Below are 17,902 nucleotides of genomic sequence, written 5' to 3'. Positions count from 1 at the left end.
GGAGGGGGCGGGGAGGGCTTCATCGCCACGGTTGTCGGCGTGGGAGTGAAGGCGTGATGTCGTGCCGGGGCAGTTCATGGTTGCGAGATCGACGATGGTGGCGCGGATTTCAGCGGGCGCAGTGGCGAGCTGTACCAGTCCACCACCTTGTGATCCTCGAAGCGGACCCACGAGGGGCCGTATTCCCAGCGGCCGTCGCTCATGATCAGCGGCTCGCCTTCCGCTGCGCGCACGGCGTCCTCGCCCAGCCCCGGCGCCAGCGGAGAAACCTTGGCCGTGGTTTTCGCCGGTGACGTCGGCTGCGACGGCGCGGCCAGGGACCAGGTCATGTGCGGTTGTTGCGCTGGCTCGTTGTTCCACAGCAGCCACACCGCGACCGAAACCCCCAGCAACACCAGCATGCGTCGCGAGCGGCCGTTGGGCGCCGCGGTGATGGCCGGGCGTGACGACCGGCCGGGCTTCACGCTGCGGGCCGGACGCGCTTGCGGCGCGCCCGGGAGGCGACCGTGGCGGCGCTGGAATTCCATGGCGGCGCCGTACATCGCCGTCAGCCGTTGCAGTTCGGCCGGCGGCGTACGCGTGGCCGCGGTTTGTCGATCCGGGTGCAGGACGGCCAGGCGACGGCGATAGGCCTGCTTGAACTCGATCAGTCCGCAGTCGGGGTTCAACCCGAGGTCCCGGTACAGCTCAAGAAAATCGGTGTCGCGAGCCACGGTGCATCCCCCTGTGCGGCGCCGCGTGCGAGCCCCTGTCACGCGACTTCGATGTTGTGGCGCGGCGCCACCAAAGGCTGGCCGGAACGGCGTCCGGGCATCGCCCTTGATCAACGACAAGTATAAGATAGCTTTCCCGATATGTGATATGGATCACACAAATACGGGTGGCAGACGCCGCCGGTTCAGGGCGGCGACACGGTCGGTGGCAGCGGCGGGCGAGCCGCGCCGCATGAGACGTCCCGGGCGGACAAGGGGGCAACATGACATTCGATGATTCCGGCGCCGTCGCGGCCCCGCCTTGCGTCGATGTCGACGCGGCTGAACCGATCGAGCGTGTCAGCGGCCTGAGTCAGGAGGAGTTCGTCCGTCGCTACCGCAAGCCAAGACGCCCCGTGATCCTCACTGATGCGCTGCGCCAATGGCCGGCCCTTGGTCGCTACACGCCCGATTTTTTCAAGCGCGAGCACGGCGACCGGCTGATCCGGATACGTGGCCACGATTACCGGCTGGCCGAGGTCATCGAGCAGCAGGAGGCGTCCGACGAGCAGCATCCGGGGCCTTACCCGTGCACCTTTTCCGATTGCGCCAGCCTGCTGCCGGACATCAGCCCGCGCTTTGCCCAGAGCCTGCCAAGCCGCCACGCCAGTTCGCTGATTCCCAAGGCGCTGTTCGAGTGGGTCAACCACCTGGAGATCTTCTTCGGCGGGCCCGGCGGCCAGTTCCCCTATTTGCACTATGACTATCTTCGTATGCATGCGTGGATCGCGCAGATGTACGGTGACAAGGAGTTCACCCTGTACGAGCGCGGGCAGGAGCCGCTGCTTTATGTAGATCCGCTGAAACCGTGGCTGTCGCGCGTGGAGCATTCGGAAAGCCCCGATGACGAGCGCTTTCCGCTGTTTCGCCAGGCGCGCTGCCACAAGGTGGTGGTGCATGCGGGCGAGGCGCTGTTTCTACCTTGCGGTACGTGGCACACGGCGCGCTGCCTGAACGTGGGCATCACCGTCGCTTTCGATCAATTGGGGTCGGACAACTGGGCCGAGTTCGTGGATGAGGTGTGCGCTGCCGAACGCCGGGCGCAGCGTAACGGTCGGGCTGTCGTGCTGGCCGTCTATCTGCACATGCTGGGCCCATGGCTGGATTTTTCCGAGCGGTGGGACGCCAGGCGGTCGGAGGCCGGTCGCCGCGGCGACTGGGGTGTGCATTGATCATGGATATTGCCGACACGAGCGCGGCACACAGGGGACGAAGGCAATGAACGAGCAGATTTCCGCAGCGGTTGCGTCCGAGGCCCTGATGCCGCCGGATGATGTCGTACCGGTGCAGCGCATCGCCGGCATGGGTGTGGGCGAGTTCATCGCCGAATATCGCAAGCCCCGGCGGCCGGTCATCCTGGTCGACGCCGCCCGCGAGTGGCCCATTTACGGGCGCGCCACGCCTGATGATTTTCGCCGCGCCTACGGCAGTCGCACGGTGCGGGTACGCGGCCGCGACTACGCGCTGGGCGAGCTGATCGATCTGCTGGAAGCCTCCACCGTGGAGCAGCCGGCGCCGTATCCGTGCAAGTTCGAGATCGCCAGGGATTTCCGCGAACTGGTGCCCGAGGTCACGCCGCGGTTCCGTTACAGCTTGCCCGACCGCCAGGCCAACCCGCTGCTGCCGCAGCAGTTGTTCCGCTCGGTCAACAACCTGGAGATTTTCTTCGGTGGTCCGGGTGGCGAGTTCCCCTACCTGCATTACGACGTGATGCGCCTGCATGCGTGGATCACCCAGTTGCATGGCGACAAGGAATTCACCGTGTACGCGCCGGGGCAGGAGCACCTGCTCTACGTCAATCCGGACATGCCCTGGCAATCCAGCATCCAGAATCACCACCATCCCGATTACGAGCGCTACCCGCTGTTGCGCCAGGCGAAATCACAAAAGATCGTGGTGCGCGCCGGCGAAACGCTGTTCCTGCCGTGCGGCTGGTGGCATACCGCGCGCAGCTTGAACATGACGATCTCGATCGCGTTCGATCAGCTGGGGCCGGACAACTGGTCGGCGTTCATCGGCGACGTGGTCGAGCAGCGACAGCGGCTGGGACATCCGCTGAAGGGATTCTTGCTGGGCGCGTACCTGCGTTTGCTAGGCCCGGTGTTGAGTGTGGGCGAGGCTTTCGGTGCCAACCAGTCGCGCGGTTGGGGAAACCGATAATGTCCGTCGTGATTGCCGACACGATGCCATCCAGCGAGCATGCCGCCGGGTACATGCTGGATCTGATCCGCGCACAGGCGCGCCTGCGGCCGCAGGCGATAGCGTTGTGCGCGCATGACGCTTCAATCGATTACGCCGAGCTGCTGGATCGGGCCGGTCGGTTGGCCGCCACGCTACAGGCACAGGGCATGCGGCCGAACGACGTGATCGCGCTGGTGGCCGAGCGCGACCCCGCCACGCTGATCCTGATGCTGGCGATTGTGCTGGCCGGCGGTGCCTGCCTGCCCCTGGATGCAGCCTATCCGCCGGCCCGGTTGGCGGCCATGCTCGAAGACGCGCGGCCGCGATTGCTCATCGCGGATGCGCAGGCCGGTTACGAACTTCCCGACGGCACAACCCGCGTTGATCGCAACGAGCTCGAAACGGCGGCAGAGGCAATGACACCGCCTGCGCCGCAGGCGCCGGGTGAATGGATCTATGTCCTGTTCACCTCCGGCTCCAGTGGGCGTCCCAAGGGCGTGGCCATGCGCAGCGCCGTGCTCGGGCATCTGGTGGCGTGGCATGTGGCGCATCCGCGGCTTGGGCACGCCGTGCGCACGCTGCAGTTTGCGCCGCTGAGCTTCGATGTGTCGTTCCAGGAAATGCTGGTGACCTTCGCCGTCGGCGGCACACTGGTATTGCCCACGGAAGCGGAGCGCCGCGATCCGTACGCGCTGCTGGCGTTGATCGCGCGGCAACGCGTCGAACGGATATTCCTGCCCTACGTGGCGCTGCAGGCGCTGGCCGAAGCGGTGGCGACCGGTGGTCAGATGCCTTCCACCTTGCGTGACGTGGTGACGGCCGGTGAACAGTTGCGTGTCACGCCGGCGATCCGCACGCTGTTTGCCGGGCTCGACGGTGGCGCGCTGCACAACCACTATGGTCCCACCGAAACGCATGTGGTCACGGCGCATGAGCTGGAGGGCGATGCAGCGAACTGGCCCGAGCTGCCGCCGATCGGGCAACCGCTGCCGCATGTGCGGGTACGCCTGGTCGATGATTCACTGCGCGATGTCGACGCCCCGGCCGAAGGCGAGTTGCTGCTGGGCGGCGATTGCCTTGCCGCCGGCTACATCCATCGTGCGGATCTCACCGCCGAACGCTTCATCGAACTCGATGGCGAGCGCTGGTATCGCACCGGCGATGGCGTGTGCGATACCGGTAACGGCGTGCTGGCCTATCGCGGCCGGCTGGATCAGCAGATCAAGCTGGACGGCTTCCGCATCGAGCCGGCCGAGATCGAGTCGGTTCTGGGCCGCCATCCCGGCGTCGCCGAGGCCGTCGTGGTGGCGGTGGATGATGCGCAAGGCCGGCGACTGGTAGCGCATGTGGTGCCGCGCGATGCGCAGATGGATGAAACCGTGCTGCTGCGGGAGCTGCGCGCGCATGGCGAACAATGGTTGCCTGCGTATCTGCAGCCGCACGCGTTCGTGGTGGTGCCGTTGCTGCCGCTCACCGCGAGCGGCAAGATCGATCGGCGTGCCTTGGCGAACGCGAACACCGCCCCGCCATTGACCTGGCAGGAGGACGCACCGCTGCAGCAGCAGTTGCGCGGCTTGTGGCAACAGCTGCTGGGCCTGGTCGAGATCGACGTGCAGCAGAACTTGTTTGACCTTGGCGCGCGTTCGCTGACCGTCGTGCGGGCGTTGACGGAGTTGCGCCGCCGCGGTTTTCACACGCTCAGCGCCGCGCAAATCTACGAGCATCCGAGCGTCGCCCGGTTGGCCTCGCTGTTGTCGGACGCACCGGCCGTGGTGCCGTCGGCAGCCGATGAGTTGGCACGTGGCAATCGTCAGCGCGCGGCGCTGGCGCGGTTTGCGCCCAGGCGTGGAGGCATGCAATGAACCAGGATATCGAAGGCGTCGCCATCGTCGGCATGGCCGGGCGTTTCCCCGACGCCGATTCGGTCGATGCGTTGTGGCGCAACCTGCTGGCCGGACGCGAGAGCATCACCCGCTTCACCGCCGAGCAATTGTCGCCGTCCATCGCGGCCGACCTGCGGGCGCATCCGCGCTACGTGCCCGCACGCGGCGTGATCGCCGATGCCGATCGTTTCGACGCGGCGTTCTTCGGCATTCCCGCACGCGAAGCGTTGCTGATGGATCCGCAGCAGCGCGTGTTTCTCGAACTGTGCTGGAACGCGCTGGAAAACGCCGGCGTGGATTCGCAACGGTTTCCCGGCAGCATCGGCGTGTACGCCGGCACCTCCAACAACGGCTACCGCAAGCTGGTGGATTCGCGCGCGGACCTGATCCAGGCCGCCGGCGAATTCGCCGCCATGCTGGCCAACGAGAAGGACTACGTGGCTACCCGCGTGGCCCATCGTCTCGACCTCACCGGCCCGGCGCTGAGCGTGCACACCGCCTGTTCCACCTCGCTGGTGGCGATCGCGCAGGCCTGGTACGCATTAATGAGTTGGCAGTGCGACCTGGCCTTGGCGGGCGGCATCAACATCGTGGTGCCGCAGGCGTCCGGCTACCTGCCGGTCGAGGGCGGCATGGAGTCGGAGGATGGCCATTGCCGCCCCTTCGATGCGGCGGCCAATGGCACGCTGTTTTCGTCCGGTGGCGCGGTGGTGGCACTGAAGCGCGTTGCCGAGGCCATCGCCGATGGCGACACCATCTACGCGGTGATCCGCGGCGTGGGCGTCAACAACGATGGCGGCGACAAGGCCAGCTTCACTGCGCCCAGCGTGCGCGGGCAGGCGGCGGTGATCGCCCAGGCGCTGGCCAGCGCCGACGTGGAGGCCGATTCGATCGGTTACGTGGAAGCGCATGGCACGGCGACGCCGCTGGGTGATCCCATCGAGGTCGCCGCGCTGACCCGTGCATTCGGCGCGTCGCCGGCTGCCGGCGATAGCTGCTGGCTGGGGTCGGTCAAGGGCAACCTCGGTCATCTCAACGCCGCCAGCGGCGTGACCGGTTTGATCAAGGCCGCGCTGGCGCTGCACCACGGCAGGATTCCGCCCACCTTGCATTACCGCACGCCCAATCCGGAGATCGATTTCGCGTCCGGCCGGTTCAAGGTCGCCGATCAACTGATCGACTGGCCGCGCGGCGCACGGCCGCGGCGTTCGGGTGTCAGCTCGTTCGGCGTGGGCGGCACCAATGCGCACGTCATTCTGGAGGAGGCGCCGTTGCCCGAGGCCGCCGGGCCGGGCCGGCCGTTCACGCTGTTGCCGCTGTCCGCACGCGATGAACCTGCGCTGTTGCGCCGTGCCTCCGAGCTGGCCGATGCACTGGCGGATCGCCCCGACGCCTCACTGCCCGATATCGGCTACACGCTGGCAGTGGGACGGCGCGCGCTGCCGGTGCGCGGTTGCGTGGTGGCCCGCGACGTGGCCGACGCGCGCGCCAGGCTGGCCGAACTATCCGCGCAGGCACCTGTAGCGTCGTCGGTTTCCACGGTGTTCCTGTTTCCGGGTCAGGGTTCGCAGCATGCCCACATGGCCCGCGAGCTGATCGACAGCGAACCGGTTTTCCGCGATACGTTCGAGCGTTGCTGCGCCATCGCATCCTCCTGCCTGGGTCGCGACCTGCGTTCGCTGATCCAGCCCGCGGCCGGAGAGGAGGAAACGGCAAACGCCGCGCTGGCCGATACGCGTTTCACCCAGCCAGCGTTGTTCGCGGTGGAATACGCACTGGCCGACCTGTGGGAGTCGTGGGGCGTGCAGCCGGCCGCCATGATCGGCCACAGCATCGGCGAATACGTGGCCGCGTGCCGCGCCGGCGTGTTCAGCCTGGACGACGCGCTGAAGCTGGTCGTCGCCCGCGGCGCGGCGATGGCCGCGCAACCCCGCGGTGCGATGTTGGCGGTGCGGCTGGATGCGGAGAGCTTGTCGTCGCGGTTGCCGCCCGGTGTGGAAATCGCCGGTCACAATGCACCCGCGTTGACCGTGGTGAGCGGCAGCGAAGCGGCTATCGATGGTTTTGCGCAGGCGCTTTCCAGCGACAGCATCGCATCAACCCGCTTGCGGGTGAGCCATGCATTCCACTCCGCCGCGATGGACGGCGCGCTGCCGATTTTCCGTCAGGCTTTCGAGGGCGTGATGTTGCACGCGCCGCAGCGCCTGTTTTATTCCTGCGTCAGCGGCGCGCCGATCACGGCCACCGAGGCCACCTCGATGGATTACTGGTGCGCCCAGTTGCGCCAGCCGGTGCATTTTGTCCAGGCAGTGCAGGACGTGCTGGCGCGACAGGAAAAAGCGGTGCTGCTGGAAGTCGGGCCGGCGCAGGCGCTGACGGGTCTGGCGCGCGGCATGCTCGATGGGCGTGGCCGCGCGGTGGCATCGCTTGGCCCGGCGGCGCGTCCGGGCGATGCGTCGGAACACCTGCAGCGCGCACTGGGCGAATGCTGGTGCGCGGGCGTCGCACCAGCATGGGCAGACTATTTCACGGGCCAGCAGCGCCGGCGCGTGCCGTTGCCCGGTTATCCATTTCGCGGCGAGCGCTACTGGATCGAGCCACCCGCCGCGGCCTCGGCAACGCAACACGTCACGGAAGGGAAGATCACCATGCACGAAGGATTGGCATCGACCATCGCGCCCGCCGCGACGCCGGCAGTGCCGGCGCGCGCGTCGCGTCTGGCGCAGGAGCTGCGCGAACTGTTCGAAAACCTCAGCGGCGAAACCATCGCGCCCGCGCATGAGGGCGACAGCTTTCTCAGCCTCGGGCTCGATTCGCTGGCGCTCACCCAGGCCACGCTGGAGATCGAGCGGCGCTACGGCGTGAAGCTGAAATTCCGTCGGCTGATGGAGGATCTGGACAGCGTTTCGCGGCTGGTGGCGCTGCTCGATGAGACGCTCCCCGCCGAGCCTGTCGCGGCCGCTGCCCCGATGATCGCGGCGCCCGCGCCCACGGGTGCCGGCACCGATCCGTCGGCGCTGGCCCAGCTGATCCAGAGCCAGATGGCGCTGATGAACCAGCAGGCCGAATTGCTGCGCGCGCTGGCCGGCGGAACGGCGGCGGTTGCGCCCGTTGAAGCGCCAGCCCAGGTCGCCGCCGGCGAAATCGTGCCGGAAGCCAATCTGGTGGAACGGCCGTTCGGCGCGTCCGCCCGCATCGTCACCGCGCGTCATGGCGAATTGAACCCGGCGCAGCGCGCGTGGGTGGATACGTTCAGCCAGGCCTATGGCCAGCGCACCGCGCGCTCCAAGGCCTTCAGCCAGCAACACCGTGCCTTGATGGCCGACCCGCGCGTGGTCACCGGCTTCAATCCGCTGTGGAAGGAGCTGACCTACCCGATCGTGGTCGAGCGCTCGCGGGGCGCGCGGTTGTGGGATCTGGATGGCAACGAATACATCGACCTGCTCAACGGCTTCGGCGTGAACTTCCTCGGCTACCAGCCCGAGTTCATCACCGCCGCGCTGCATGCGCAGCTCGACGCCGGCATGGAGATCGGGCCGCAGCATCCGCTGACCGCCGACGTGGCGCAGCTGATCAACGACATGACCGGCATGCCGCGCGTGGCGTTCTGCAACACCGGCTCCGAAGCGGTGATGGGTGCGATGCGCATCGCCCGCACCGTGACCGGGCGCAAGACCATCGTGATCTTCCGCGACTCCTACCACGGCATCTTCGACGAGGTGATCGTGCGCGGCACGCGCACGCTGCGTTCGATCGCGGCCGCGCCTGGCATCCTCGCCAATGCGGTGGAGAACGTGCTGGTGCTCGATTACGGCAGCGACGAAGCTCTGCGCGTCATCCACGAGCGCGCCCACGAATTGGCCGCGGTGATGATCGAGCCGGTGCAGAGCAAGCACCCCACCTTGCAGCCACATGCGTTCGTGCGCGCGTTGCGCGAGTTGTGCAACGACGGCGGCTGCGCACTGATCTTCGACGAGGTGATCACCGGTTTCCGCATGGCGCCCGGTGGCGCGCAGGAGTACTACGGCGTGCGTGCGGACATCGCCACCTACGGCAAGATCATCGGCGGCGGCCTGCCGTTCGCGGCCATCGCCGGCGGCACGCGCTGGATGGATGCGCTGGATGGCGGCCATTGGCAGTTCGGTGACGAAAGCTACCCCGAAGCGGGCGTCACCTATTTCGCCGGCACCTTCGTGCGCCACCCGCTGGCGCTGGCCGCGGCTCATGCCGCGCTGAGCTGGGTCAAGCAGCAGGGGCCGGCGCTGCAGGCCGGCCTCAATGCGCGCACGACCGGCCTGATCGATCAGCTCAATGCGGTATTCAAGGCACGTCGCGCGCCGCTCACCGCGCTGGGCTACAGCTCGCTGTGGCGCATCCTGGTCGATGACGATCAGCCCTGCGCCAGCCTGTTCTGGTATCGCCTGCGCCACGAAGGCCTGCACGTCTACGAACAATTCAACTGCTTCCTCTCGGTGGCACATGGCGACGCCGAGGTGGCGCGGATCGTGGAAGCGGTTACGGCGGCGGTGGATGCGCTGATGGACGGCCACGTGCTGACGCCACGCGACGCCTCGGCCGAACCGGTCCACGCGTCCGCGGTTGGCGTCGAGGCAGATGCCTCCGCCACCGGGCTTCCCGCGGAAGTGCCACTCAGCGAAGGGCAGTTGGAAAAATGGTTGGGCGGCCAGTACGGCGGCGCTGCCGAGTTGGCGTTCAACGAATCGATGGCCTTGCGGCTGGAGGGCGCGCTGGACGTGGCCGCGTTGCGGCAGGCGCTGCAAACGGTATGGTCGCGCCATGAAGCGTTCCGCCTGAGTTTCGCGGCGGATGGCAAAAGCCAGCGGGTCAACGATGACACGCCCTTGCCGCTGGCCGAGATGGATTACGCGGGCTACGGTGACGAGGCGCAGACGCGCTTCACTGCGTACTGCGAAGCGCAGATGGGCCTGCCTTTCGACACCACCCGGGCGCCGCTGGTGCGCTTCAGCCTGGTGCGGCTGGGCGAACGAAGCCATGGTCTGCACGTGATCTCGCACCATCTGGTGATGGATGGCTGGTCGGTGGCCGTGTTCATGGATGAACTGGCTCGTTGCTACAACGCTGCCGTCGCCGGCCGCGCGCCGGATCTGCCGGTGGCGGAGTCGTTCCGTGCCTACGTACTGGATGAGCGGTCGCGGCAAATCCGCACGCAGGCCAGTCAGCTCGATTACTGGAAGGCCGTCTACGCGACGCCACCGGCTGCGCTGCAGTTGCCAGGCGACCACCCGCAGGCGGCGCTGGACTTTGCCGCGGCAACCGAGCGCCATGCGTTCCCGCCCGCGCTGACCGCCGCGCTCAAACAGGAAGCGCGCCGGCTGGGCGTGAGTCTGTACAGCTTGTTGTTGGCTGGCTTTGGCGCGTGGATTTCGCGCTTGACCGGGCAACACGACTTCGCGGTCGGTATCCCGTTTGCTGGCCAGGCGCTGGCAGGCAGCCATGCGCTGATCGGCGATGGCGTCAACACGCTGCCGGTGCGGTTGAAGGTGGATCCCGCCGCGACCACGGCGGCGCTGGTGAGTCGCACGCATGCAGCGCTGCTTGACGCGTCCGAGCACCAGGACATCACCTTCATGAACATTCTGCGTGCGCTCGGCCTGCATCGCCGCGCCGGCGGCACGCCATTGACCGGGGTGATTTTCAACCTCAATCCGCGTGTGCCGGACGTCGCCTTCAGCGGCCTGGAGCACGAGCTCCACGATTGCCGTCGCGCCGCGCTGGCGTGGGACCTGTTCTTCAACCTCAACGACACAGCGAAAACGCTCACGCTGGATCTTCACTACGCCACGGCCAGGTTCGACAACGCCACCATCCGTCGCTGGATCCAGACGTACGAAGCCGTGCTTGCGGACATGATTGGCAACGGTACCCAAGTGGCCCAGAGGGGCGAGCGGACGGGCGCCGCGGATACCTTGATCGCGCTGCTCGACGCGCAAGTGAAAAGAACGCCGCGGCACATTGCCGTGGCGTGCGAAGAACGCACGCTTTCCTACGCCGAACTGGACCGACGGGCCACCGCCGTTGCGCAGGCACTGCGCGCGCGCGGCGTCGGCAAGGGTCAGCTGGTTGGCGTTTCCATGCCGCGCAGCGAGCACATGCTGATTGCGGTGTTGGGCGTGATGAAAAGCGGTGCTGCCTACGTTCCGCTCGATCCCGCGTTCCCGGAGGAGCGCCTGCGCTACATGGCCGAGCACGCACAGCTTCGGCATGTGTTGACGGCGGAGGTCGATGCGCTGCCGGCCAGCGTAGCCCGTGGCCGCGAACTGCTGGCCATCGCCGATATCGAAACCGGCACACACGCAGCGGCGGCCTTGCCCGTCGTCGAAGGCAGCGACCTGGCCTACGTGCTGTACACGTCAGGGTCGACCGGTCAGCCGAAGGGCGTATGTGTTTCGCACCGGAATCTGGCCAACTTCCTCACCAGCATGCGTGCGCAGCCGGGTATCGACGAAGCGGATGTGTTGTGCGCGGTCACCACCCTGTCGTTCGATATCGCCGGCCTCGAGCTTTACCTGCCATTGATCGCCGGTGCCCGCGTGGTGGTGGCCAGCGATGCGCAGCGGCGCGACCCCGACGCGTTGCTGCAGTTGCTGCGCGAGTGCCAGGCCAGCGTGTTGCAAACGACGCCCGCGCTGTTGCGGATGTTGGCCGACCACGATGCCACGGGCGTCATGCGCAAGCTCAAATTGCTGGTGGGTGGCGAAGAGCTGCCGCGGGCCACCGCCGACCTGCTGGCCGGGAAATGCCGTGAGCTGTGGAACATGTACGGCCCCACAGAAACCACGATCTGGTCCACCCTGATGCAGGTGCAGCCGGGTCCGGGCCCGGTGCCGCTGGGGCGCCCGATCGCCCGCACGCGCATCCACATCCTCGATGAGCAGCAGCAAGCAGTGCCGCAAGGCGAGGTCGGCGAAATCTGGATCGGCGGCGATGGCGTGGCCGATGGCTACCTGTTCCGCGACGACCTCACCGCGGAGCGCTTCCGCCCCGATCCATTCGCCACGGACGGATCGCGCATGTACCGCACCGGCGACTTGGGCAGTGAGCGTGATGGCGTGCTGTTCTTCCACGGCCGCGTGGATCATCAGCTGAAGGTTCGCGGCTATCGCATCGAACCGGGCGACATCGAGGCCGCGGCGGGCACCGACCCGGCCGTGCGCGAATGCGTGGCGGTAGCGCAGCCCTTCGGCGACAACGACGTGCGGCTGGTGCTGTACGTGGCGGCAGCGGTGGACGACCCGGCCTGGCTCGCCCAACTGCGCGATCGGCTGCGCGACCGGCTGCCCGCCTACATGCTGCCGCAACACATCGAGCGGCTCGAGAGCCTGCCCAAGACACCCAACGGCAAGATCGACCGCAAGGCATTGCCGCTGCCCACGCGAGCGGCGGAGTTCGCCGCGCCCTCACCGGGCTCGGCGAAACGGTCGACGCAGATGGGCCTGCGCGAGATCTACATCGCGGACATCTGGCGCGAGCTGATCGGGGTCGAGGATGCCCGCGAGAGCGACAATTTCTTCGACGTCGGCGGTCACTCGCTGCTGGCAGTCGAGTTCGCCACCCGGGTTCAGCGCGAAACCGGGGTGCGCATCCATTTGCTCGATATCGCCACCGGCACGCTGGCGTCGCTGGCCAACGAGCTGCCGGCTGCCGCCACAACCACCGCATCCGGCGCTCCCTCGCTGGGGACACGTCTGCGTCGTTTGCTGGGGTTGCGCTGAAAAATGGCTGCCGCTGCAGGGTGCCGGAAAAGCTCCCTCACCAGGCCGGCAACTGTTTGCGCGCGGCTTGATTTGATCGGGAATTTCGATGTGCGACCATAGATGACGTTTAATGGTCTGCGATAGACGTCACAATTATGGGATTTCCGGAGAGGTAATCACGATGCGCCGGCTACTCGGGGTGTCGTGAATGCCCGCGCCGCTGCTGGTTGCATCTGTGCGGGGTTGGATTGCAGGCAGTCCGTTCGATGATGATGGATATGCCTACATACAGGGGAAAGTGATGGATGTTGATGGTTTGACGCTGGGCTTTCTGTGTCCGACTTACGCGGAAGTGGGGTGCGTGGCGTTGTCGGACAATCGATCCGTGCTCGACTACGCCGAACTGCGCACGCGCGTGCTGGCTCTGGCGGGGCAGTTGTGTGCGGCTGGGGTGGTTCCCGGCGACGTGGTTGCGGTTACCTGCGACCGCTCCGTCGAGAGTGTGATTGGCATCCTTGCGGTATACGCCGCAGGTGCGGCGTACCTGCCGTTGGATTTGTCCTATCCGCCGGCCCGCTTGGCCCAAATGCTCGAGGACGCACGCCCGCGGCTGGGTGTGCGGGTGCCAGGTGCGCCCGATGACCTGCTGCGCTCGCTCGGGTCGCTGTTTGTCGAATCCGGCGCGACAGGGGCAGCCAATGCATTGGCTGCACCGGTGCCGGTGGATGCCGGTTTGCCGGCCTACGTATTGTTTACCTCTGGCTCCACCGGCCGACCCAAGGGTGCCGTACTGTCGCGACGGGCGTTGGAACAGATGGTGGCGTGGCATCGAGACCATCCGCGCCTAGGCAGAGCTGCGCGAGTGCTGCAATTCGCCACACTTGGCTTCGATTCATCGGTACGCGACTTGTTTGCGACCTTCGCCACCGGCGGTACCTTGGTGATGGCCGCCGCACCCGAGCGGATTGATCCATTCCGCCTGCTGGAGCTCATGCACGATCAACGCATTGAGCGTGCATTTTTTCCCTATGTGGCACTTCGTGCTGTGGCTCAGGCCCGCGCCGAAGGCGGTGTGTTACCGGGCGAACTGCGCGACCTGATGACGGGTGGCGAAGCTTTATCGATTACTCCGGCGATCCGCAAGCTGTTTGCGGCACTGCCCGGTGCCGTGCTTCACAACGAATACGGGCCGACGGAGTCGTGCGTATTTGTCACTAGCAAACCCTTGTCAGGAGACCCTGCACAATGGCCCGAGCGTCCTGATATTGGTGCCCCGCTGCCACATGTGCGCTTGCATGTCGCCGACGAGTTCCTGCGAGCCGTACCCGACGGCAGCGAGGGTGAACTGCTGATCGGCGGCAAAAGCCTGGCTGATGGCTACATCAACCGGCCCGAACTCGATGCCGAACGCTTCGCCCAGTTCGGTAACTCCGACGGTGTGGATGAACGCGTCTATCGAAGCGGTGATCGCGTACGCCGTGAACCGGATGGACGTCTCGTGTTTCTGGGCCGTATGGACGACCAGGTCAAGATTGCCGGCTATCGCGTGGAGCTTGGTGAGGTCGAGTCGGTATTGCTTGCCCATCCAGCGGTACGTACGGGCGCCGTTGTGGCGCCGGTCACCGTAAACGGAAGGCGTCTGGTCGGCCACATAGTTCCAATGGACAGCGCGCGAACCGAGGCGGAATTACGCGCCGAACTGATGCCGTATCTAAAGGCCCGGCTCCCGTCGTTTGCACAACCACAGCAATTGCTTTTCTGCGACGCGTTGGCAATGACGCCAAACGGCAAGATCGATCGGCTTCGGCTCGAAGCGATGTCCCCGGTGTCTCTTGAAGCGTTGCCTCTGGCGGTCGATGCGACACTGGAGGAGCGTGTGGTGGCCTTGTGGCGCGAGCTGTTGGTTGCGCCCCTGCTGGATGCCGACGACAACGTGTTTGATCAGGGTGCTGATTCGTTGCTGGTGATGACGTTTGTCACACGTCTGCGCGCGTTGGCCGGTGGGGCGCCGGATACGGTGGCGATCTACACCTTGCCCACGCCAAGGCAGCAGGTGCAAGCGTTGTCGGCCATCGACTTTCCACGGATGACAGGCGTCGAGGTGGCTCCGTTGGAGCCGGATGGTGTCGATCTGCCGGCAGATGTGCCGTTGAGCGACGGGCAGATGGAGAAATGGTTTGTCAGTCAGTTTGGTGGCATGGCTGCCCTGACGTTCAACGAGTCTTCGGTATTGCATCTGGACGGCGTGCTGGATACCGACGCACTCAAACAAGCGCTCGCCATGATATGGGCTCGACACGAGGCGCTTCGTTTCAGCTTTGCCGTCGATGGCAGTTGCCAACATTTCCACGCAGACGTGCCACTGCCGTTGGTCGAGCTGGACTGGGGCTCGTTGCCAAGTGAAGGTAACGCGCGGTTGAAGGCGTACTGCGAGCAGCAAGTGCGCCAACCTTTCGACATGGCGGCCCCGCCGCTGGTGCGCTTCACCCTGATTCGGCTCGACGAGCGGCGCTACGCCCTGCATGTGATCGCGCATCATCTGGTGTTTGACGGCTGGTCGCTGGCGGTCCTCGTTGCCGAGTTGGCTGTCGTCTACAATGCGTTGTGTTTGGGGCGCGAGCCTGAGCTGGCAGCTCCATTGTCGTTCCGACGCTACCTGATCGACGGTCGTGAGCGTCGTCTCTCCGGCGAGTCGGAGAGACTGAAGTACTGGCATCAGGTCTATGCCGTTCCACCGACGACCCTGAAGTTGCCCTCCGACAGACCGACACCGTTGCAGCCGGACTACGCTGCAGCAACCGAACGGCATGAATTTTCGCCTGCATTGACCGCTCTGCTGCGAAGTGAGGCACGCCGACGTGGCGTGAGTCTGTGCAGCTTGCTGCTGAGCGGCTTTGGCGTGTTGTTGTCACGCCTGTCCGGCCAGTGCGATTTTGCGGTTGCCGTACCGTTTGCCGGCCTGGCCCTTGCGGATACCCGGGCGCTGATGGGTGACGGCGTAAGTTCGCTGCCGCTGCGCATGCAGGTCGAGCCGGCCTTGCCGTTTGATGAACTGGTAACCCGAACGCATGCGGCCTTGCTCGAGGCGGCTGATCATCAAGGACTGACGCTGACCGCAATCCAGCGCATGTTGGGTGTGCGTGCCAATAATGGTGAGGCAGCGTTGACCGGGGTCGAGTTCAACCTGTTGCCCCGGGTTCCTTCCGTGGCCTTCGAGGGATTGAGCTACGAATTGCAGGAATGCCCGCGTGCAGCCATGGATTGGGACCTGAGCTTCAATCTGAGCGACAGCGGCAAAGCGTTGGCGCTCAATCTGCACTACGCCACTGCGCGTTACGATGCGGTCACCGTGCGCCGATGGATTGGTTTCTACGAGGCGTTGCTTTCCTGTGTGGCAGGGCTCGGAAGCATCATGGCGACCGCGGGCATCAGCGTCGCCGAGATCGACCTACTGGGCGCCGCCGGGCGCCACGAAGTGCTGGAAAAATGGAACGCCACCGCGACGCCGTACGCGCGCGAGCAGGGCTTGACCGCGCTCGTCGAAGCGCAGATGCAGCGGGTTCCACGGCAGGTGGCCGCCGAGTGCGGCGGTAAATCGATCAGTTACGGGGAGCTGGATCGGACGACGCGTACCCTGGCCCACGCGCTGCTGCGTCGGGGTATCGGGCGCGGCAAGCTGGTGGGGATCTGCGTGCCCCGCAGCCTGGAGATGTTGATCGCGGTGGTTGGCGTGCTGCGCAGCGGCGCGGCCTACGTGCCGTTGGATCCCACCTTCCCGGCGGAACGCCTGCACTACATGGCGGACCATTCCGGCCTGCAGCATGTACTGGTGACCGACGCCGGATTGTTGCCGCAGGAAGTGGCGTCGAATCGTCTCCTGCTGGACGTCACGGAGTTGCTGAAGGAGCCTGAAGAACAGATGGCGCTGCCGACCGTCAGCGGCGAAAACCTGGCCTATGTGCTGTACACCTCCGGCTCCACCGGCAAGCCCAAGGGCGTGGGCATCACTCATCGCAACCTGGTCAACTTCCTGCTCAGCATGAGCCACGAGCCCGGTTTCGGGGTGGATGACGTGTTGTGCGCGGTGACCACGCTGTCGTTCGATATCGCCGGGCTGGAGTTGTATCTGCCGCTGATCGTTGGCGCCCGCCTGGTGATCGCTACCGAGGAAGAACACCACGAGCCGCAACCGCTGTGGGATCTGGTGGAGCGCAGCGGTTGCAACGTGCTGCAGACGACACCCTCGCTGTTGCGGTTGCTGATGGATTCCGGACGCGACAACGAGGTGCGCAACCTGCGCCTGTTCGTGGGCGGCGAGGCCCTGCCGCTGGAAGTGGCCAACAGCCTGGCCGGTCGCTGCCGCGAGTTCTGGAACCTGTATGGCCCCACCGAGACCACGATCTGGTCGACCGTGGCCCGTGTCCGCCCGGGGCTGACCGAAGTGCCGTTGGGCAAGCCGATTGCCAATACCCGTATTTACGTGCTCGACGCCAACGGCGAGCCGACGCTGCCCGGCCTCATCGGTGAAATCTGGATCGGCGGCGATGGCGTGGCGGACGGCTATCTCCATCAGCCCGAGCTGACCGCCGAACGTTTCCTCGCCGACCCGTTTGTCGGTGGTGACGCGCGCATGTATCGCACCGGTGATCTCGGCAGCTGGCGCGATGGCGTGCTGTATTTCAACGGGCGCGTCGACAACCAGATCAAGATTCGTGGATATCGTATCGAGCCAGGCGACATCGAGGCTGCGGCGGATGCCTATGCGGGCATGCGCGAATGCGTCGCGGTGGCGCACCGCTTCGGTGACAACGACTTGCGGTTGGTGCTGTACGCCGTCGTCGATGGCGATCGCACCGATGTGGCCCGAGCGCTGCGCGAGCACCTGCGTGCACGCCTGCCGGCCTACATGTTGCCGCAACATGTCGAGTTGCTCGATGCCTTGCCCAAGACGCCCAACGGCAAGATCGATCGCAAGGCCTTGCCCGAACCCTCGGCTGCCGGTGCTGTCGGCCACAGCACCACGATGGCGACCGCCCCCACGCTAGATAACCCGCGGGAAGCCTACCTGGCCGCGGTATGGAGCGATCTGATTGGCGTAAGCGACATTAGGCGCAACGACAATTTCTTCGATATCGGGGGACATTCGCTGCTGGCCGTCGAGTTCGCCAATCGCGTGCAACGTGAAACCGGCGTGCGCATTGCGTTGCTCGATGTGGCCACCAGCACGCTGTCGGCGCTGGCCGCCGAGCTGCCCGAGGCGAAAGCGGTTGCCGGTTCGGGCAACGCGTCGCTGGGCATGCGCCTGCGTCGGCTGTTCGGGATCAAATGACATGGACCAGCCTCGCCGGAA

The 17,902-nt window shown here is 66.0% G+C and carries 6 protein-coding genes; 5 read left to right on the top strand and 1 reads right to left on the bottom strand.

The window, feature by feature from the left end:
• Positions 1-74 precede the first annotated feature (74 nt).
• Positions 75-713, bottom strand: a complete 639-nt coding sequence (locus ASD22_RS08695) for a J domain-containing protein (protein WP_156458979.1) — start codon at positions 711-713, stop codon at positions 75-77.
• A gap of 263 nt (positions 714-976) precedes the next feature.
• Between ASD22_RS08695 and ASD22_RS08690 the strand changes: the two genes are divergently transcribed.
• The 5 genes from ASD22_RS08690 (at position 977) to ASD22_RS08670 (ending at position 17,881) form a co-directional block, all read left to right on the top strand.
• Positions 977-1,924 carry a cupin-like domain-containing protein gene (locus ASD22_RS08690; protein WP_056081865.1) on the top strand — a complete coding sequence of 316 codons (948 nt, stop codon included), beginning with the start codon at positions 977-979 and terminating at the stop codon, positions 1,922-1,924.
• 46 nt (positions 1,925-1,970) lie between these two features.
• A complete protein-coding gene (locus ASD22_RS08685; protein ID WP_056081862.1) occupies positions 1,971-2,912 on the top strand; it encodes a cupin-like domain-containing protein in 942 nt (313 codons plus the stop codon).
• Entirely contained in the window at positions 2,912-4,795 is a 1,884-nt protein-coding gene (locus ASD22_RS08680; RefSeq protein WP_056081859.1) for a non-ribosomal peptide synthetase, read from the top strand. Before ASD22_RS08685 ends, ASD22_RS08680 begins: the two co-directional genes overlap by 1 nt.
• Positions 4,792-12,570, top strand: a complete 7,779-nt coding sequence (locus tag ASD22_RS08675; protein ID WP_056081856.1) for a hybrid non-ribosomal peptide synthetase/type I polyketide synthase — start codon at positions 4,792-4,794, stop codon at positions 12,568-12,570. Before ASD22_RS08680 ends, ASD22_RS08675 begins: the two co-directional genes overlap by 4 nt.
• Before the next feature lie 190 nt (positions 12,571-12,760).
• Positions 12,761-17,881, top strand: a complete 5,121-nt coding sequence (locus tag ASD22_RS08670) for a non-ribosomal peptide synthetase (RefSeq protein WP_082520194.1) — start codon at positions 12,761-12,763, stop codon at positions 17,879-17,881.
• The last annotated feature ends 21 nt before the right edge of the window (positions 17,882-17,902 follow it).

This window comes from Rhodanobacter sp. Root480, from assembly GCF_001426645.1.
In the GTDB taxonomy this organism is placed as follows: Bacteria; Pseudomonadota; Gammaproteobacteria; order Xanthomonadales; family Rhodanobacteraceae; genus Rhodanobacter; species Rhodanobacter ginsenosidimutans.
The sequence above is the reverse complement of the archived record's forward strand: the minus strand, read 5'-3'. Positions and strand labels throughout refer to the sequence as shown.